This is a genomic window from Rhizobium sp. PL01 (assembly GCF_033447125.1).
Taxonomy (GTDB): domain Bacteria; phylum Pseudomonadota; class Alphaproteobacteria; order Rhizobiales; family Rhizobiaceae; genus Pararhizobium.
The window spans coordinates 1-19,412 of the sequence record NZ_JAWQUM010000022.1 but is presented as its reverse complement, the minus strand read 5'-3'; the positions used below and the strand labels follow the sequence as shown (position 1 = coordinate 19,412).

Annotated in this window: 15 protein-coding genes, 1 tRNA gene and 1 pseudogene; 1 reads left to right on the top strand and 16 read right to left on the bottom strand. The window is 57.2% G+C overall.

Translation table 11 applies throughout. The features are described from left to right. The 4 genes from R6X40_RS31340 to rpsL all read right to left on the bottom strand — a co-directional run. Positions 1-123: GTP-binding protein (locus R6X40_RS31340; RefSeq protein ID WP_234617910.1), on the bottom strand; the 123-nt coding region annotated here is incomplete at its 3' end. A 69-nt stretch (positions 124-192) separates the two neighbouring features. Beyond that, complete coding sequence (gene fusA / locus R6X40_RS31335) at positions 193-2,292, bottom strand: elongation factor G (protein ID WP_318419080.1); 2,100 nt, start codon at positions 2,290-2,292, stop codon at positions 193-195. Positions 2,293-2,322: 30 nt separating this feature from the next. Continuing rightward, the gene (rpsG, locus tag R6X40_RS31330) at positions 2,323-2,793 is read right to left on the bottom strand and encodes a 30S ribosomal protein S7 (protein WP_318419078.1); all 471 of its coding nucleotides are present in this window, start codon (positions 2,791-2,793) and stop codon (positions 2,323-2,325) included. Between the two features lie 78 nt (positions 2,794-2,871). Beyond that, on the bottom strand, positions 2,872-3,243 hold the full coding sequence (gene rpsL, locus R6X40_RS31325) for a 30S ribosomal protein S12 (protein ID WP_003507760.1): 372 nt from the start codon (positions 3,241-3,243) through the stop codon (positions 2,872-2,874). A 570-nt stretch (positions 3,244-3,813) separates the two neighbouring features. On the opposite strand from rpsL, the gene R6X40_RS31320 reads away from it, so the two are divergent. Next, entirely contained in the window at positions 3,814-4,110 is a 297-nt protein-coding gene (locus R6X40_RS31320) for a transcriptional regulator (protein WP_318419076.1), read from the top strand. 116 nt (positions 4,111-4,226) lie between these two features. Here R6X40_RS31320 and R6X40_RS31315 read toward each other — a convergent pair whose 3' ends face one another. From R6X40_RS31315 to tuf, 12 genes and pseudogenes are all read right to left on the bottom strand, one after another. Then, the gene (locus R6X40_RS31315; RefSeq protein ID WP_318419074.1) at positions 4,227-5,327 is read right to left on the bottom strand and encodes an esterase-like activity of phytase family protein; all 1,101 of its coding nucleotides are present in this window, start codon (positions 5,325-5,327) and stop codon (positions 4,227-4,229) included. Positions 5,328-5,502: 175 nt separating this feature from the next. Then, positions 5,503-9,711, bottom strand: coding sequence for a DNA-directed RNA polymerase subunit beta' (rpoC, locus tag R6X40_RS31310; protein ID WP_318419073.1), 4,209 nt, complete (start codon positions 9,709-9,711; stop codon positions 5,503-5,505). 186 nt (positions 9,712-9,897) lie between these two features. After that, complete coding sequence (gene rpoB / locus R6X40_RS31305; protein ID WP_318419072.1) at positions 9,898-14,043, bottom strand: DNA-directed RNA polymerase subunit beta; 4,146 nt, start codon at positions 14,041-14,043, stop codon at positions 9,898-9,900. 267 nt (positions 14,044-14,310) lie between these two features. After that, positions 14,311-14,685: a 50S ribosomal protein L7/L12 gene (gene rplL, locus R6X40_RS31300; protein WP_318419071.1), complete on the bottom strand. Its 375-nt coding sequence runs from the start codon at positions 14,683-14,685 to the stop codon at positions 14,311-14,313. 57 nt (positions 14,686-14,742) lie between these two features. Beyond that, positions 14,743-15,264, bottom strand: a complete 522-nt coding sequence (rplJ, locus tag R6X40_RS31295) for a 50S ribosomal protein L10 (RefSeq protein WP_318419069.1) — start codon at positions 15,262-15,264, stop codon at positions 14,743-14,745. A gap of 332 nt (positions 15,265-15,596) precedes the next feature. After that, a complete protein-coding gene (gene rplA, locus R6X40_RS31290; protein ID WP_318419068.1) occupies positions 15,597-16,292 on the bottom strand; it encodes a 50S ribosomal protein L1 in 696 nt (231 codons plus the stop codon). A 1-nt stretch (position 16,293) separates the two neighbouring features. Beyond that, positions 16,294-16,725 carry a 50S ribosomal protein L11 gene (rplK, locus tag R6X40_RS31285; protein ID WP_318419066.1) on the bottom strand — a complete coding sequence of 144 codons (432 nt, stop codon included), beginning with the start codon at positions 16,723-16,725 and terminating at the stop codon, positions 16,294-16,296. Positions 16,726-16,996: 271 nt separating this feature from the next. Then, positions 16,997-17,527, bottom strand: a complete 531-nt coding sequence (gene nusG / locus R6X40_RS31280; RefSeq protein WP_318419064.1) for a transcription termination/antitermination protein NusG — start codon at positions 17,525-17,527, stop codon at positions 16,997-16,999. A 16-nt stretch (positions 17,528-17,543) separates the two neighbouring features. Then, a complete protein-coding gene (gene secE / locus R6X40_RS31275; RefSeq protein WP_037103350.1) occupies positions 17,544-17,744 on the bottom strand; it encodes a preprotein translocase subunit SecE in 201 nt (66 codons plus the stop codon). Between the two features lie 196 nt (positions 17,745-17,940). After that, positions 17,941-18,016: transfer RNA gene (locus R6X40_RS31270), tRNA-Trp, on the bottom strand. Positions 18,017-18,166: 150 nt separating this feature from the next. Then, entirely contained in the window at positions 18,167-19,060 is an 894-nt protein-coding gene (locus tag R6X40_RS31265; RefSeq protein ID WP_318419062.1) for an NAD(P)-dependent oxidoreductase, read from the bottom strand. A gap of 230 nt (positions 19,061-19,290) precedes the next feature. Continuing rightward, positions 19,291-19,412, bottom strand: a pseudogene (gene tuf / locus R6X40_RS31260) (elongation factor Tu); the annotation flags it as partial.

The window sequence follows — 19,412 nt, the reverse complement described above, 5'->3', positions numbered from 1 at the left end:
CGCCTTGTATTCGCCGAAATACTTCGTGATCGCTGCCGTCAGCGACGTCTTGCCATGGTCGACGTGGCCGATCGTGCCAATGTTAACGTGCGGCTTATTGCGCTCAAATTTGCTCTTTGCCATTTCCGGCTCTCCGTTTTGTAACCCCGAAGGGTAATTCTCTTGTTTCTGTCAGCGGGCGTTAGGCTCCGGTCACTTCTGACCGGAGTACTTCGCCTGGATTTCCTGCGACACGTTCGACGGAACCGGCGCATAGTGATCGAAGGTCATCGTGTACTGTGCACGGCCCTGCGACATCGAGCGCAGGTTGTCCACGTACTTAAACATGTTGGCCAGCGGCACGTTGGCATTGATCACGACGGCGATGCCGCGTGCTTCCTGGCCCTGGATCTGACCGCGACGCGAATTCAGATCGCCGATAACGTCACCGACGTAATCTTCCGGCGTCACAACTTCGACCTTCATCATCGGCTCGAGAAGCTGAGCACCAGCCTTCTTTGCTGCTTCACGGAAGCAAGCGCGGGAGGCGATTTCGAAGGCGAGAACCGAGGAGTCGACGTCATGGAATGCGCCGTCGATCAGGGTTGCCTTGACGCCGAGCATCGGGAAGCCAGCCAGCGGACCGGAAGACAGAACACTTTCGATGCCCTTCTGGACGCCTGGAATGTATTCCTTCGGGATCGAGCCGCCAACGATCTTGGACTCGAACTTGAAGTCGTCGCCTTCTTCATTGGGTTCAAAGATGATCTTGACGCGTGCGAACTGACCGGTACCACCGGACTGCTTCTTGTGCGTGTAGTCTTCTTCGTGACGCTTCGTGATCGATTCACGGTAGGCAACCTGCGGCGCACCGACGGTCGCTTCAACCTTGAATTCGCGGCGCATGCGGTCGACGAGAATATCGAGGTGAAGTTCACCCATGCCTGCGATGATCGTCTGGCCGGATTCTTCATCCGTCTTGACGCGGAAAGAAGGGTCTTCAGCAGCCAGGCGGTTGAGCGCGAGGCCCATCTTTTCCTGGTCGCCCTTGGTCTTCGGCTCGATGGCGATCTGGATGACCGGCTCGGGGAATTCCATGCGCTCGAGGATAACCTGATGCAGCGGATCGCAAAGCGTGTCGCCGGTCGTGGTTTCCTTGAGGCCTGCGAGTGCAACGATGTCACCGGCAAAGGCTTCTTCGATGTCTTCACGGGAATTGGAGTGCATCTGCAACATACGGCCGACGCGCTCGCGCTTTTCCTTGACCGTGTTCATGACCGACGTGCCCTTGGAGAGCTTGCCGGAATAGATACGGGCGAAAGTGAGCGAACCGACGAAGGGGTCGTTCATGATCTTGAAGGCGAGCATCGAAAGCGGCTCTTCATCCGAAGGATGACGGGCGATTTCGGCTTCGGTCTTCACATCGATGCCCTTGATCGACGGAATGTCGAGCGGGGACGGCAGATATTCGACAACGGCGTCGAGCAAAGGCTGAACGCCCTTGTTTTTGAAAGCCGTACCGCAGAACATCGGGTGGAACTTCACGTCGATGGTGCCGCGGCGAACCAGCTGACGGATCTTATCGTTGTCCGGCATGATACCGTTCAGATAGTCTTCCATCGCCTGTTCATCGATATCGACGACCTGTTCGATCATCTTTTCACGATATTCGACAGCCTTTTCCTTCATGTCGTCCGGAATCTCGACGACATCCCACTGTGCGCCGAGCGACTCGTCGCGCCAGATCAGGGCATTCATCTCGATCAGGTCGATAACGCCCTTGAATTCGGTTTCTGCACCGATCGGGAGCTGCATGACAACAGCGATGGCGCCGAGACGAGTCTTGATCATTTCTACCGAGCGGTAGAAATCAGCACCGGTCTTGTCCATCTTGTTGCAGAAAATCATCCGCGGAACATTGTACTTTTCAGCCTGACGCCAGACGGTTTCCGTCTGCGGCTCTACGCCGGCGTTGGCATCAAGCAGAGCGATCGCACCATCGAGAACGCGCAGCGAACGCTCGACTTCAATAGTGAAGTCAACGTGGCCGGGGGTGTCGATGATGTTGAAGCGGCGCATCTTGCCATCGCGACCCTTCCAGTAGGTCGTTGTGGCAGCGGACGTGATGGTAATACCGCGTTCCTGCTCCTGCTCCATCCAGTCCATGGTGGCAGCGCCGTCATGGACTTCGCCGATCTTGTGCGACTTGCCGGTGTAGTAGAGAATCCGCTCAGTCGTCGTGGTCTTGCCGGCGTCGATATGCGCCATGATACCAAAATTGCGGTAGTCTTCGATTTTATATTCGCGAGCCATAATGACTGCCTTTCGAAAATTGTACGTCGATTACCAGCGATAATGCGAGAATGCACGGTTGGCGTCAGCCATCTTGTGCGTGTCTTCGCGCTTCTTCACAGCGGAACCACGGCCGTTTGCCGCATCCATGAGTTCGCCGCAAAGGCGATCGATCATGGTGGTTTCGTTGCGCTTGCGGGCAGCAGCGATCAACCAGCGAATGGCGAGAGCCTGACGGCGCTCAGGACGAACATCAACTGGAACCTGGTAGGTTGCACCACCGACGCGGCGCGAACGAACTTCGACGTGCGGAGCGACATTTTCGAGGGCCGAATGGAACACGACGACCGGCTCCTGCTTCAGCTTGCCCTGGACCAGATCGAACGCACCGTAAACGATGCTTTCAGCAACCGACTTCTTACCATGAAGCATGATTGCATTCATGAACTTGGTGACGACCAGATCGCCGAACTTCGGGTCCGGATTGATCTCGCGCTTTTCTGCACTATGACGACGTGACATACTTTTGTCTCTCAACTTTGAACGGACGCCTTAACACGCGGAGAACCTCGCGCAGCGTCTTAAATTGTGGAACCCGAATTACTTCGGACGCTTTGCACCATACTTCGAACGGCGCTGCTTACGGTTCTTGACACCCTGGGTATCGAGAACGCCGCGAATGATGTGGTAGCGAACGCCCGGCAAGTCCTTTACACGACCGCCGCGGATCATGACGACGGAGTGTTCCTGAAGGTTGTGGCCTTCACCAGGAATGTAGCCGATGACTTCGAAGCCATTGGTCAGACGGATCTTGGCAACCTTACGCAGAGCCGAGTTCGGCTTCTTCGGGGTCGTCGTGTAGACGCGTGTGCAAACGCCACGCTTCTGTGGGTTTTCCTGCAGTGCAGGAACCTTGTTGCGCTTTACCTGTGCCTGACGCGGCTTGCGGATCAGCTGGTTTACGGTAGGCATATAACCATCCCTTACAAATTCTGTCTCAATACCCTTGCGGGCGGATCAATGCCGTCGCCGGCGGTTTAGAACGCTTCATAAATGCGCGAACGAGGACCGATCCACTTTTCAGCAGATGGCCCGCAAAAAGCAGAGGACGCTGTATTTTCAGCGTCTTGCGTGCAGCATTTTGGTCTTCAGCGTGCGTTTCGAACCTTGTTTGAGGCGAACTCCAGAACATGACGTTCCGAACCAGCCAGCCTCACATGGGCTCCGATGGGGCGGGGTGTACTGATTTCGGGGTGTCGCGTCAAGGGGAATTAACAAATATTCCTGCCTCCGCAAGGCTGACATGCCTGCAAAACAAGGCTTTGAGGGCATACTCGATGCGGCCAGCCTCCCGGCAGACCGGATTCGCCAACGCGCCGCCTTCAACTTAAAGAATCATAAAGCAATTTCACAATCCGGTGGGGAGGACCAAGAATCGCCCCTGCCCGTCACGATTCGTCCGGGAACTTTATTTTTTAGGACGCGCGACTGCACAATACATTGTAGAGACATCGCACACATCTTTCGAAAGAGGAAATAGCCATGACTGCCATCCCGGACAACGACAACAACAACGACGGACCGATGATCTTCATCATTATCGGGAAGGCCTATGAGCAGGATGGCGATGAAGAAGGTGTAGATATCCACGTTATGCTGCGCGCACCCGACGATGATACGGCTGTGCGCGAAGCGCTGAACGCCCTTGCCGAGGAAGGGTTCCTCGAGGCGGATCTCGACCAGATCGGCACCCTCACCGACATTCCGAACGACGAACCGCATGCCTCCGCCTACCAGGGCGCGCTGACTGGCGAAGTGGCAATCATCAAGTTTGGGTGAAACGGCTCGCGCGCATGGCGACGGGTCTACCGCTAACATCTGAATAGCTTAAAAGCCGCCGGGGTAACTCCAGCGGCTTTTTTAACGTCGATTCACTATGTTGGCGCCAATCGGCCTTACATCGCGGCCGGGTCGAGCGTCAGCACAACGAACTGCGTGAACTGGCCGTCGAGATTGAAATTGTTGTCGGATGCGATCACCAGCGTGCGCTTGCCGCCGATCTCAGGTCCAAACGTCACGGATTCGATATTGTCGATATCCAGGCCGAAGTCGCCCTCGCCTATCTTCAAAACATGCTGCTTTGCCAACGGTTTCACTTCGGCATTCTTCAGTGAATTCAGACCTTTGACGTCAGTCGCACCACCGAGGCTGGCACTATAGAAATTGATCTCCGTACCGGTTCCGAGCGCGAAGGACCGCTCGACGGTCAGGAGGGTATTGTCATCCAGCGCCAGCATGTCCGCAAGCCCGTTGTCATTGTAGTATGGCGGCTTGGTCGCCTTCGCGAAGATTGGGCCAGTATCATAGGCAAATTCGCTGACGGGGGCGCCTGTGCCAAGATCGAGACCGATCAAGCGGGAGCGGCTTCCCGCCTTCAGCGTGGCCTTGTCGCCGTCCTGCGCCAAGGCGTTTTCCGTTCCAACCCACAATGTCTTGCCATCTGCTGAAATGCTCAGGCCTTCAAACGCGAGATTGTTCCTTACGCCCTGCGAACCATCGGCATTCGGCACATAATAATCCGGCAGTTCAAAACTGCGCACAGCCTTTCCGTCAAGGCCGGCCTCATAGACCGCAGGCTTTCCCTTCGCATCGCCCTCGCTTGACCAATAGAGCTTTTTCGCCGTTGCATCGTAGCGGATCGCCTCCGGATCTATGTCTTTTTCCGCAAAAGGCTTGCCCGCCGTATCCGAAAGCTGGGTCGTCGAGACGATGTCGATCCCGTTGACGCCGTTTTCAGCTATCGCCAGTTTCAGCGTGTAAAATCGGGCCGGTGCCTTCTGCGACCGGTCATCCGAAATGGCGTAGAACAGATCGTTGGCCGCGTCATAGTCGAGCCCGGAAATACCGCCGAACTCCACGCCGCCGATCTTCAATCCGGTCGGCAGGACAATCTGGCCGAGCAGGCTGACTTTGCCAATCGCGGGATTTTCAGCGAAAACGGATGTCGCAGCGAGTAATGCGGCCAAGCCGGTGACGAGTTTCACAATGGTCTTCATGTCGGTTTCCGTGTTTTCAATCGCGAAAAACAACGCTGCCACCGGCTGATAACAGAGACACGAAGGTTCCATGTGGGTTTGATGACAACCGCCCAAACAAAAGCCGCCCGGATTGCTCCGGGCGGCTTTTGCAATTGGTAGGCCAGAGCGGTTAACCGCCCTCGCCTTTTGAGCCTTACTCGGCTGCTGCTTCTTCCTTTGCTGCCATATCGGCAAGCATCGGGGTTGCTGCATCCGCGCCCGTTCCCTTGCGGCGCTCTTCGAGGATCATCTCGTCGCGCGCAGTCGCAATACGGCGGATCTGGGTCATCGTGCCACCGGTACCGGCTGGGATCAGACGGCCGACGATCACGTTTTCCTTCAGACCCTGCAGACCGTCGGTCTTGCCGGCGATCGCAGCTTCCGTCAGCACCTTGGTCGTTTCCTGGAAGGAAGCGGCCGAGATGAAGGACGGCGTCTGCAGCGATGCCTTGGTGATGCCGAGCAGGACCGGATCGCCGTAAGCCGGCTTCTTACCCTGTTCGATCAGCTGATCGTTGACATCTTCCAGTTCGATGCGGTCGACGCTGTCGCCAACGATATAGGTCGAGTCACCGGCGTCGGTCACTTCTACCTTCTGCAGCATCTGGCGAACGATCACCTCAATGTGCTTGTCGTTGATCACAACGCCCTGCAGACGGTAGACTTCCTGGATTTCGTTGACCAGGTAGGAAGCGAGTGCTTCCACGCCCTTGATCGCCAGGATGTCGTGCGGTGCCGGGTTACCGTCGAGGATGTAGTCACCCTTTTCGATATAGTCTCCATCCTGAAGATGGAAGGGCTTGCCCTTCGGGATCAGGTATTCGACCGGCTCAACACCATCTTCCGCAGGCTCGATCAGCACGCGGCGCTTGTTCTTGTAGTCACGGCCGAAGCGGATCGTACCATCGATTTCGGCGATGATCGCGTGGTCCTTCGGACGGCGCGCTTCGAAGAGTTCGGCAACACGCGGCAGACCACCGGTGATGTCCTTCGTCTTGGCGCTTTCCAGCGGCGAACGTGCAAGCACGTCACCCTGGGAGACCTTGGTGCCCGGCTCGACCGACAGAATGGCGTCGACCGAAAGCATGAAGCGGGCGTCGCCACCACGCGACAGCTTCATGACTGCGCCGTTCTTGTCCTTGATCACGATTGCCGGCTTCAGGTCGATACCGCGCGGCGTCGAACGCCAATCGATAACCTGACGCTTGGTGATGCCGGTTGCTTCGTCGGTCGCTTCCAGAACGGAGATACCGTCGACGATATCTTCGAAATGAACCGTACCTTCGACTTCCGTCATCATCGGGCGTGTGTAGGGGTCCCACTCGGCCAAACGCTGGCCGCGCTTCACCTTGTCAGCATCGTCGACAAAGATCTTCGAACCGTAGGCAACGCGCTGCGAGGAACGCTCGACACCACGTTCGTCGAGGATCTGGATCGCCATGTTGCGGCCCATCGCGACGAGAATGTTTTCCGAGTTGCGCAGCATGTTGCGGTTCTTGATCTGGATCGTACCTTCATACGAAGCTTCCAGGAACGAGCTGTCGACAACCGTAGCCGTGCCACCAAGGTGGAACGTACGCATCGTCAGCTGGGTGCCCGGCTCGCCGATCGACTGAGCGGCGATAACGCCGACAGCTTCACCCATGTTGACGGGTGTTCCGCGTGCAAGGTCACGGCCGTAGCAGACGCCGCAGACACCGGTCTGGATTTCGCAGGTCAGCGCCGAACGGATACGGATCGACTGGATGCCGGCCTTTTCGATTTCGACGACATCGGCTTCAAGGATCATCTTGCCGCCATCGACGATACGCTCGCCGGTAACCGGATGATCGATGTTGTCGAGAGCCGTACGACCGAGAACGCGAACACCGATGGAGGCAACGACCTGACCGGCATCGACGATGGCGGTCATGGTGAGGCCAGTTTCAGTACCGCAATCCACCGAGTTGACGATGCAATCCTGCGCGACGTCGACGAGACGGCGTGTCAGGTAACCGGAGTTAGCGGTTTTCAAGGCGGTGTCTGCGAGACCCTTACGGGCACCGTGGGTCGAGTTGAAGTACTCGTTAACGGTCAGGCCTTCCTTGAAGTTCGAGATGATCGGCGTCTCGATGATTTCACCCGACGGCTTGGCCATCAGGCCGCGCATGCCGCCCAGCTGACGCATCTGGTTCGGTGAACCACGAGCACCCGAGTGCGACATCATGTAGATGGCGTTCATCGGCTTCTGACGGCCGTTATCGTCGAATTCAACAGCCTTAATGCGGGCCATCATGTCTTCGGCGACCTTGTCCGTTGCCTTGCCCCAGGCATCAACGACCTTGTTGTATTTTTCGCCCTGAGTGATCAGGCCGTCATTGTACTGCTGTTCGTATTCCTTCACCAGGCTTTCGGTGTCACCGACGATCTTGGCCTTGCTATCCGGAATAACCATGTCGTCCTTGCCGAACGAAATGCCGGCGCGGCAGGCATGAGCAAAGCCGAGCTGCATGATGCGGTCGCAGAAAATGACCGTGTCCTTCTGGCCGCAGTGACGGTAGACCGTATCGATCATCTTGGAGATGTTCTTCTTGGTCAATTCCTGGTTGCAGACGTCGAACGGCACGTTGGCGTTCTTCGGCAGAAGTTCGCCGACGATCATACGGCCAGGCGTGGTTTCGTAGATCTTCGAAACAGGCTTGCCATCGGCATCGACAGTCTTGAAGCGGCCGCGAATCTTGGCATGCAGCGTCACAGACTTGGTTTCAAGCGCGTGATGCAGTTCGCCGAGATCGGAGAAGGCCATGCCTTCGCCCGGTTCGTTCTGGTTCAGGATCGACAGATAGTAGAGGCCGAGAACCATGTCCTGCGACGGAACGATGATCGGTGCGCCGTTTGCCGGGTGCAGGATGTTGTTGGTCGACATCATCAGGACGCGGGCTTCCAACTGCGCTTCCAGCGACAGCGGAACGTGAACGGCCATCTGGTCACCGTCGAAGTCGGCGTTGAAGGCCGTGCAGACGAGCGGATGCAGCTGGATCGCCTTGCCTTCGACCAGAATAGGTTCGAAGGCCTGGATGCCCAGGCGGTGGAGCGTCGGCGCGCGGTTCAGCAGAACCGGATGCTCGCGGATGACCTCGTCGAGGATATCCCAAACTTCCGGCTTTTCCTTTTCAACCAGCTTCTTGGCCTGCTTGACGGTCGAGGAGTAACCCTTGGCGTCGAGGCGGGCGTAGATGAACGGCTTGAACAGTTCGAGCGCCATCTTCTTCGGCAGGCCGCACTGGTGCAGCTTCAGTTCCGGACCGGTCACGATAACCGAACGGCCGGAATAGTCGACGCGCTTGCCGAGCAAGTTCTGGCGGAAGCGGCCCTGCTTGCCCTTGAGCATGTCGGACAGCGACTTCAGCGGACGCTTGTTGGCACCGGTGATGACGCGGCCACGGCGGCCGTTGTCGAACAGGGCGTCGACGGATTCCTGCAGCATGCGCTTTTCGTTGCGGATGATGATGCCAGGCGCACGAAGCTCGATCAGACGCTTCAAACGGTTGTTACGGTTGATGACGCGGCGATAGAGGTCGTTCAGGTCGGACGTTGCGAAACGGCCACCATCCAGCGGAACCAGCGGACGCAGGTCCGGCGGGATCACCGGGACGACCTTCATGATCATCCATTCCGGGCGGTTACCGGATTCCATGAAGTTCTCGACGATCTTCAGGCGCTTCATCAGCTTCTTCTGCTTCAGCTCGGACGTGGTGTCAGCCATTTCCGCGCGCAGATCGCCTGCGATCTTTTCAAGATTCATCGAAGCCAGCATCTCGTAGATGGCTTCTGCACCGATCATTGCGGTGAACTGATCTTCGCCGAACTCTTCGACGGCGATCATGTATTCTTCTTCCGAGAGAAGCTGGTTTTCCTTGAGGGAAGTCAGGCCTGGCTCGGTGACGATGTAGTTTTCGAAATACAGGACGCGCTCGATATCCTTCAACGTCATGTCGAGCAGCGTCGAGATGCGGCTCGGCAGGGACTTCAGGAACCAGATGTGGGCGACCGGCGCAGCAAGCTCGATATGGCCCATGCGCTCACGGCGAACGCGCGACAACGTCACTTCGACGCCGCACTTTTCGCAGATGATGCCCTTGTACTTCATACGCTTGTACTTGCCGCACAGGCACTCATAGTCCTTGATCGGGCCAAAGATGCGCGCGCAGAAAAGACCGTCGCGTTCCGGCTTGAACGTACGATAGTTGATGGTTTCCGGCTTCTTGATCTCACCGTAGGACCAGGAGAGAATCTTCTCCGGCGACGCAATCGAAATCCGGATGGAATCGAAGGTCTGCGCAGGCACCTGCGGATTGAAAAGGTTCATGACCTCTTGGTTCATGCCTATCTCCTTTATGGGCTATCGCCCTGAGCTTGGCAGAGAGCGCGGCAAATCCCGGGCGCCGGCTCCTGCTCGAAACGGATAAAACCGCATGAAATGCGGCCGCATTTCCTCCCCTGCCTCACCAACATGAGATCGGGTGGAAACGGTGCGCGCCGCTTGGGAAGCGGCACGCACCTTGATGTTTTACTCGGCCGCGTCCGGCAGCTGCTGGTTTGCCGCATTGAGTTCGTCGAGCTTGGAATTCTCCAGTTCGACGCTGAGGCCCAGCGAACGCATTTCCTTGACGAGAACGTTGAAGCTCTCCGGAATACCGGCCTCGAAGGTGTCGTCGCCACGGACGATCGCCTCGTAGACCTTGGTACGGCCGGCCACGTCGTCGGACTTGACTGTCAGCATTTCCTGCAGGGTGTAAGCGGCGCCGTAGGCTTCCAGAGCCCAGACTTCCATTTCCCCGAAGCGCTGACCGCCGAACTGCGCCTTACCACCGAGCGGCTGCTGGGTGACGAGCGAGTAAGGACCGATCGAACGGGCGTGGATCTTGTCGTCCACAAGGTGGTTCAGCTTCAGCATGTAGATGTAGCCGACAGTCACCTGACGGTCGAACTGATCGCCGGTACGGCCATCATACAGCGTCGACTGACCCGAAACGTTCAGACCTGCCTGTTCCAGCATCTCGTTGACGTCGGCTTCGACAGCACCGTCGAAGACCGGCGTTGCGATCGACACGCCGCGGCGGGTCTGCTCGGCCAGACGAACGATCGAGTCGTTGTCGTAGTCCTTGATCGGCTCGCCCTTCGGACCGGAACCGATGACGCTGTCGATGGTATCGCGCAGCGGCTGAATGTCAGCGCCCGCCTTATAGGCATCAAGCATGGCACCGATCTTCTTGCCCATGCCAGCGCAGGCCCAACCCAGATGGGTTTCAAGGATCTGGCCGACGTTCATGCGCGAAGGCACGCCGAGCGGGTTCAACACGACGTCAACATGCGTACCGTCTTCCAGGAACGGCATGTCTTCGATCGGCACGATGCGGGAAACCACACCCTTGTTGCCGTGACGGCCAGCCATCTTGTCGCCTGGCTGGATCTTGCGCTTCACAGCAACAAAGACCTTGACCATCTTCATGACGCCCGGAGGCATTTCGTCGCCGCGCTGGACCTTTTCGACCTTGTCCATGAAGCGATGCTCAAGCAGCGACTTGGATTCGTCGTACTGGCCACGCAGAGCTTCGACTTCGCCCTGAGCCTTTTCGTCTTCCGTCGCAAACATCCACCACTGCGAGCGAGGATATTCGGAGATAACGGCGTTCGAAAGTTCGGTGCCCTTCTTGAAGCCCTTCGGACCGGCAACAGCGACCTGACCGCGCAGCATGTCGAGGAGACGCGAGTAGACGTTACGATCAAGGATCGCCTGTTCGTCGTCGCGGTCCTTGGCAAGACGCTCGATCTCTTCCCGCTCGATCGCCATCGCGCGTTCGTCTTTTTCCACACCATGGCGGTTGAAGACGCGCACTTCGACGATGGTGCCGAAGGTGCCCGGAGGCATGCGCATGGACGTGTCGCGGACGTCGGAAGCCTTTTCACCGAAGATGGCGCGCAGAAGCTTTTCTTCCGGCGTCATCGGGCTTTCGCCCTTCGGAGTGATCTTGCCGACCAGAATGTCGCCAGGGGTCACTTCCGCACCGATGTAAACGATACCGGCTTCGTCGAGGTTCTTCAGTGCTTCTTCCGAAACGTTCGGAATGTCGCGGGTGATTTCTTCCGGACCAAGCTTGGTGTCGCGCGCCATCACTTCGAATTCTTCGATGTGGATGGAGGTGAACACGTCATCGCGAACGATGCGCTCGGACAGAAGGATCGAGTCCTCGTAGTTGTAGCCATTCCACGGCATGAACGCGACGAGCGCATTGCGGCCGAGAGCCAGGTCACCAAGGTCGGTCGACGGACCGTCAGCGATGATGTCGCCCTTGTTCAGAATGTCACCGACGGTAACCAGCGGGCGCTGGTTGACGCAGGTGTTCTGGTTGGAACGCTGGAACTTCTGCAGGCGGTAGATATCAACGCCGGACTTGCCAGCCTGAAGATCTTCCGTCGCACGGATAACGATACGCGTTGCGTCAACCTGGTCGACCACGCCGGCGCGACGGGCACCGATGGCGGCGCCAGAGTCGCGAGCAACGATTGGCTCCATGCCGGTACCGACAAACGGAGCTTCGGCACGCAGCAGAGGCACGGCCTGACGCTGCATGTTCGAGCCCATGAGCGCGCGGTTGGCGTCGTCGTTTTCCAGGAACGGAATGAGCGCTGCCGCAACAGACACGAGCTGCTTTGGCGAAACGTCCATCAGGTTCACGATGTCGCGCGGTGCGAGCATAACGTCGCCGGCGTGACGGCAAACGACGAACTCTTCAACGAACGACTGGTCCGTGTTGAGTTCGGAGTTGGCCTGGGCCACGTGATACTTGGCTTCTTCCATCGCCGACAGGTAGACGACATCCTTGGTCACCTTACCGTCAACGATCTTGCGGTAAGGGCTTTCGATGAAGCCGTACTTGTTGACGCGGGCAAAGGTGGCCAGCGAGTTGATCAGACCGATGTTCGGGCCTTCCGGCGTTTCGATCGGGCAGATACGGCCGTAATGGGTCGGGTGAACGTCGCGGACTTCGAAGCCTGCGCGTTCGCGCGTCAGACCGCCCGGTCCAAGAGCCGAAAGACGGCGCTTGTGGGTGATTTCCGACAGCGGGTTGACCTGGTCCATGAACTGCGACAGCTGCGAAGAACCGAAGAACTCGCGAACAGCGGCAGCAGCCGGCTTGGCGTTGATCAGATCCTGCGGCATGACGGTGTCGATTTCGATCGACGACATGCGTTCCTTGATCGCACGTTCCATGCGCAGCAGGCCGAGGCGATACTGATTTTCCATCAATTCGCCGACCGAACGCACACGGCGGTTGCCGAGGTTGTCGATGTCGTCGATTTCGCCCTTGCCGTCGCGCAGGTCCACGAGCATCCGGACAACAGCCAGGATGTCTTCCTTGCGCAGGATACGAACGGTATCGGCAGCATCCACGTCCAGACGCATGTTCATCTTCACGCGGCCAACGGCGGAGAGGTCGTAACGCTCCGCATCGAAGAACAGCGTGTTGAACATGGCTTCAGCCGAATCCATGGTCGGCGGTTCGCCGGGACGCATGACGCGGTAGATATCGAACAGGGCATCCTGACGGTTTTCGTTCTTATCGACCGAAAGCGTGTTGCGGATGTAGGCGCCGACATTGATATGGTCGATGTCGAGGATCGGGATTTCGTCGAAACCAGCCGTCAGAATGACGCCGAGCGTCTTCTCGTCGATTTCATCGCCGGCTTCGAGGAAGATTTCACCCGTTGCCGGATTGACCAGATCTTCGGCAAGGAAGTTGCCGTAAAGCTCGTCGTCCGTGGCCTTGATGGCCTTCAGGCCCTTTTCCGTCAGCGTCTTCAACAGGCGCGGCGTCAGCTTCTTGCCGGATTCAACGACCACTTCGCCGGTGTCGGCGTCGATCAGGTCGGACAGAGCCTTCTGGCCCTTGAGAACCTCCGGCTGGAACGGAATCCGCCAGCCCTTGCCATCACGGGCATAGAGCGACTTGGTGTAGAAGGTCTCGAGAATTTCCTCGCCGTCCATGCCAAGCGCCATCAGCAGCGACGTGACAGGGATCTTGCGGCGGCGGTCGATACGCGCGTGGACAACGTCCTTCGCATCGAATTCGATGTCGAGCCAGGAGCCGCGATATGGAATAACGCGGGCAGCAAACAGCAGCTTGCCCGAGGAATGGCTCTTGCCCTTGTCATGGTCGAAGAACACGCCCGGCGAACGGTGCATCTGGGAAACGATGACGCGCTCGGTGCCGTTGACGATGAACGTACCATTGTTGGTCATGAGCGGCATATCGCCCATGTAAACGTTCTGTTCCTTGATGTCCTTGACGGACTTGGCGCCCGTGTCCTCGTCAATATCGAACACGATAAGACGCAGCGTCACTTTAAGCGGCGCTGCGTACGTCAGATCGCGCTGACGGCATTCCTCAGTGTCGAACTTCGGCTGTTCGAACTCGTAGGACACGAATTCGAGCATGGAAGCACCGGAGAAATCTGTGATCGGAAAAACCGACTTGAAAACAGACTGAAGTCCCTCGTCTGGACGGCCGCCCTGCGGCTCGTCGACCATGAGGAACTGGTCGTAGGATGCCTTCTGAACCTCGATGAGGTTCGGCATTTCTGCGACTTCGGGAATTTTACCAAAAAACTTGCGTACGCGCCTACGACCATTGAAAGAAAGGGTCTGAGCCATCGTCGCTCCTTCAAATTTTGCATCCGGGCCTGCAACGGACGGGAACCGATGGCCAGTCGACCCCGTCAATCAATGGATTGTTCAATCTCGTCCAACCTCCAAAAACGCTCAGCGCGGATTGCTGTGCTGTTCCTGGTTCGGGACTATCCTCTTGAAGAACCCATTACCCAAAAGCCGTTTTCAATGGGCTTTTGGGTAATATGTTCAGAAAGCGGTCAAAGAGAGGCGGCCATTTTCACGGCCACCTCCCCTTTAAAACAAGCAGAATTACTTGACGTCAACCTTGGCGCCAGCGTCTTCGAGCTTCTTCTTGAGATCAGCAGCTTCAGCCTTGGAAACGCCTTCCTTGACAGCCTTAGGAGCGGCTTCAACGAGGTCCTTGGCTTCCTTCAGGCCGAGGCCTGTGATCGCGCGGACTTCCTTGATGACGTTGATCTTGTTTGCGCCGGCATCTGCGAGGATGACGTCAAACTCAGTCTTTTCTTCTTCAACAACAGCAGCAGCACCGCCGCCAGCAGCAGCAGCAGCTACCGGAGCAGCAGCGGAAACGCCCCACTTTTCTTCAAGAAGCTTCGACAGTTCTGCAGCTTCCAGAACGGTCAATGCGGACAGGTCTTCAACGATCTTAGAGAGATCAGCCATTTTTTAGTTCCTTTTATTCGGTTCGAACTTGGTTAGATATAACAACGAAAAACCGCCTTATGCGGCTTCTTCGTCCTTCTTGGCGTAGGCCGCGAACACGCGGGCAAGCTGGCTTGCCGGTGCTGCAACAACCGATGCGATGCGCGTTGCCGGGGTCTGAATCATACCCAGCAGTCTTGCACGCAGCTCGTCCAGCGACGGCAGGGTCGCAAGCGACTTGACTGCATCCGCGGACAGCGTGGTTGCTCCCATGGCGCCACCGAGAACAACGATCTTGTCGTTGGTCTTGGCGAAATCCATAAGAACCTTTGGAGCCGTGATCGGGTCGGCGCTGAATGCTACCAGCGTCTGGCCCTTGAAGAGATTTGACATCCCTTCGGCTTCCGTACCCTGAAGGGCGATCTTGGCCAGGCGGTTCTTCGCGACTTTGACGGTGCCGCCAGCAGCGCGCATCTTCGAACGGAAGTCGTTCATCTGTGCGACTGTGACACCAGCATAGTGGGCCACGACAACCGAACCGGCGCCCTTGAAGGACTCGTTCAGCTCCGTGACGAATTCGCGTTTTTCCGCTCTTTCCACTGCCTATCTCCAGTTGACTGGACCGTAAAACACAGTCCAGTCGGTTTGCCTTTGCCGTAAGAGATCAAAGTTGATCCCGCACGACGCTCGAGGATCCTGTCCCCTGCGCGTTCCCGTTTAACCGGTACGGCACAAGGCAAGCCGAGGTTCGAACCGAATTTCCACACTTGCGTGCGTCAAATGAAATTCGGGACTCACCCATCTCATGCAGGCTGAAGTGATTAAGGGATAACCACCTGCAATCTCGGACAGGAGTTCCGGGTTTGATCCCGGAATTTCCGGCCCCGAAAGGCCGGAAATCTGTGACCGGACAAAAGTCCGGATAAACTTGATTAAGCGCTAACCGTCGACGGGTCGATCTTGACGCCTGGACCCATGGTCGAGGAAATCGCGACGCGCTTGACGTAGTTGCCCTTGGCGCCAGCCGGCTTTGCCTTGATGACCGCATCAGCGAAAGCGCGGATGTTTTCTTCAAGAGCAACAGCATCGAACGATGCCTTGCCGATGCCAGCGTGAACGATACCGGCCTTTTCGACGCGGAACTCAACAGCGCCGCCCTTCGATGCCTTGACAGCACCGGCGACGTCCATGGTGACAGTTCCGACCTTCGGGTTCGGCATCATGCCGCGCGGGCCGAGAACCTTGCCGAGACGACCGACGAGCGGCATCATGTCCGGAGTGGCAATGCAACGATCGAAATCGATCTTGCCGCCCTGAACGATATCGACCAGGTCTTCTGCGCCAACGATGTCTGCACCAGCAGCCTTGGCTTCATCAGCCTTGGCGCCACGTGCGAACACGGCAACGCGAACTGTACGGCCAGTGCCGTTCGGCAGATTGACAACGCCACGGACCATCTGGTCGGCGTGACGCGGATCAACACCGAGGTTCATCGCAACTTCGATGGTTTCGTCGAACTTGGCGATGGCGCGAGCCTTCACCAGAGTAATTGCCTCGGAAAGAGCAACGAGCTTCGTAGGATCGATGCCTTCGCGGGTCTTCTGTACGCGCTTTGCAAGCTTTGCCATGTTACGCCACCACTTCCAGACCCATGGCGCGGGCGGAGCCCTCGATCATGGTCATTGCGCCTTCGATATCAGCTGCGTTCAGGTCTTTCATCTTGGCCTTAGCGATCGTTTCGATCTGAGCCTTGGTGAGCTTGCCTACGGTCGCACCCTTGCCCGGCGTCTTGGAGCCGGAGGAGATTTTTGCTTCCTTCTTCAGGAAGTAGCTGACTGGCGGCTGCTTCATGATGAAGGTGAAGGACTTGTCCTGGTAATAGGTGATGACGACCGGGATCGGCATGCCCTTTTCCATTTCCTGCGTGGCGGCATTGAACGCCTTGCAGAATTCCATGATGTTTACGCCACGCTGACCAAGCGCCGGGCCGATTGGCGGGGACGGGTTTGCCGATCCTGCCTTGACCTGAAGCTTGAGCTGGCCTGCAACTTTCTTAGCCATTTCTCTCTGCCTTTATGGTTTTCCCGATCTCCCTGCCCGCCATATGCGAACCCGGAACCGGAAACGTTACAACCGGTTTCCCGGCCTCTCATGCCACCCTTTCAAAAAGGACGGCGGCTGCGGTTGCGTGGTGCGGATTGACCGATCCGGCTAAGACCGGCTTCCTTCCACGCGGTTTGCGGGCATGCCCGCATTTGCCAGACACAACGGCCCGGCAAAACCAAAAGAAAGCTGCGCAGCCGAACGAATTCGGCGCTACAGCCTTCAGAAATCAGACTTTCTCGACCTGAGCGTACTCAAGATCCACCGGCGTTGCGCGGCCGAAGATGGACACTTCAACCTTGAGGCGCGAACGCTCCTCATCAACATCCTGCACGATACCGTTGAACGAGGCGAACGGACCGTCGGACACACGCACCTGCTCGCCGACCTCGAAGGAGATCGAAGGCTTCGGACGATCAACACCGTCCTGAACCTGGCCGAGAATGCGCTCGGCTTCAAAATCAGGGATCGGAACCGGCTTGTTGTTGGAGCCGAGGAAACCCGTGACCTTGGGTGTATTCTTGATGAGGTGGTAGGCCTCATCCGTCAGGTTGGCGCGCACAAGCACGTAACCCGGAAAAAACTTGCGCTCGGCATCGACCTTGCGGCCACGACGAACTTCAACGACCTTCTCGGTCGGAACGAGAATCTTTTCAAACAGATGGCTCAAGCCCTTCTGCTTGGCCTTCTCCTCGATCGATTCAGCAACCTTCTTCTCGAAATTCGAGTAGGCGTGAACGATGTACCAACGCGCTGCCATATTCATCCCTAACCGTTCAAACGCCAGCATTCAGGACGAGGCCAATCAGCCAGCCCATCAGTTGGTCCGCAGCAAAAAAGAAGATAGCCGCAAAGAACACCATGACGAATACCATCAGCGTCGAGATCATTGTCTCGCGCCGTGAAGGCCATGTGACTTTCGCCGTCTCAGCACGAACCTGCTGCAGAAACGTAAATGGATTTGTTTTGGATGCCATTGAATGCTCACGCCTTAACGGCCCGTAAAGCTGACGATCAGCCCCACGCGCCGCGTGTCTGTTTGAACCCTACATAAAGACCGATTCTATAAATCACAAGAGGTCAACGATCTTTTTGCGAAATTAGCCGGAAAAGGCAAGCCTTATCCCTGTATAATGCGCCATACAGTTGCGGCATGATATGTACCGAATTGAATGGCAGGGGCAGTAAGGCTCGAACTTACGACCTGCGGTTTTGGAGACCGCCGCTCTACCAACTGAGCTATACCCCTAGACCAGCGGCGCCGAGTGCTACAAAGCGAAGCGCCACATGAAGTCAGCGGGTTATTATTCAGTTTGGCCGGGATTGACAAGCGCCTTGGGCAGAAAAAAGAAAAGAAATCCGCTTGAGAGGTACTTTTTCCCGGCCTGACGTTCACGGCTCAGACATCGACATATTTGCGCCAGTCGTGCTCCTCCCTGAAGCCAAGCACTTCCCGGATCTTCTGGTTGGAAAGCAGCCCTTCAAACTCACCGATATCGCGCGTAAACGGCACATTCGGAAAATAGCGGGCGGCCAGTTCCTTCGTCGGCGTATTGGCCGATACGGTATCGTTGGTCGCGTTGAAGATCTGAAATCCCAGACCATCCTTTTCGATGCAAAGCTGGACGATCTGGCCGAGATCGCGGGCGTCAATATAGCTCCAGGCAATGCGCTTGCGGATTTCCGGGTTGGCGAAGTAGGCCGGGAATCGCTCGTATTCATGCGGCTCGATGACGTTGCCGATTCTGAGCGCATAGATGTCAGCCCCGAACCGCTCGGCGAAGGCACGCGCCGTCTTCTCGTTCACCACTTTCGACAGACCGTACGAATCCATCGGATTGACGTCATAGTCCTCATCCAGGGGAAACTGATGGAAATCGCGATGGCCTTCAGCAAAGCAGACGCCATAGGTGGTTTCGCTGGAGGCGACGATGATCTTGCGAATGCCGAGCTTCACCGCCGCCTCGATGACATTATAGGTGCCCATCGTGTTGATGCGGAAGGTTTCGTTATCCGGCTTGATCAGGATGCGCGGCACGGCAGCGAAGTGAACCACTGCATCGAACGGCTGTGGTCCCTGCCCTTGTTCTAGGTCAGGAAAATCCCGATGCATCGACATGACGTTGAACATCTGACCGCTGTCAGTGATATCAGCGATCAGATTGGTGACACCGGGGCTCTCCAGTGGAGTGAGGTCGACATTGTGCACCTCGTATCCAGCCTCCACCAGATAGGGCACGGCGTGCCGCCCTGCCTTGCCCGCGCCACCCGTAAACAAGATCCGTTTGCCCATGATACTTCTCCGTTCAACTGCCGCCCGTGCAGGCGATCGCATACCGCATTACCCGGTTGGGATGCCCTGACCCTTTTGAGGGCTGCAGCAGCCCGTCTCCGGATCAAGGAAGCACGATGTGCCCGAATTGTTGGCATCCGCGCAACCAACCTACATGCCACCGGTCGCCAAACAACAAAAAAACCCCGCCGTTGCCGGCGGGGCTCTTTTCACTTCGTGCTTATCGACGATTACTCGACGATGGAGGCTACGATGCCGGCGCCGACGGTGCGGCCGCCTTCGCGGATAGCGAAGCGCAGCTTTTCTTCCATCGCGATCGGAACGATCAGCTCGACGGAAACCGTGACGTTGT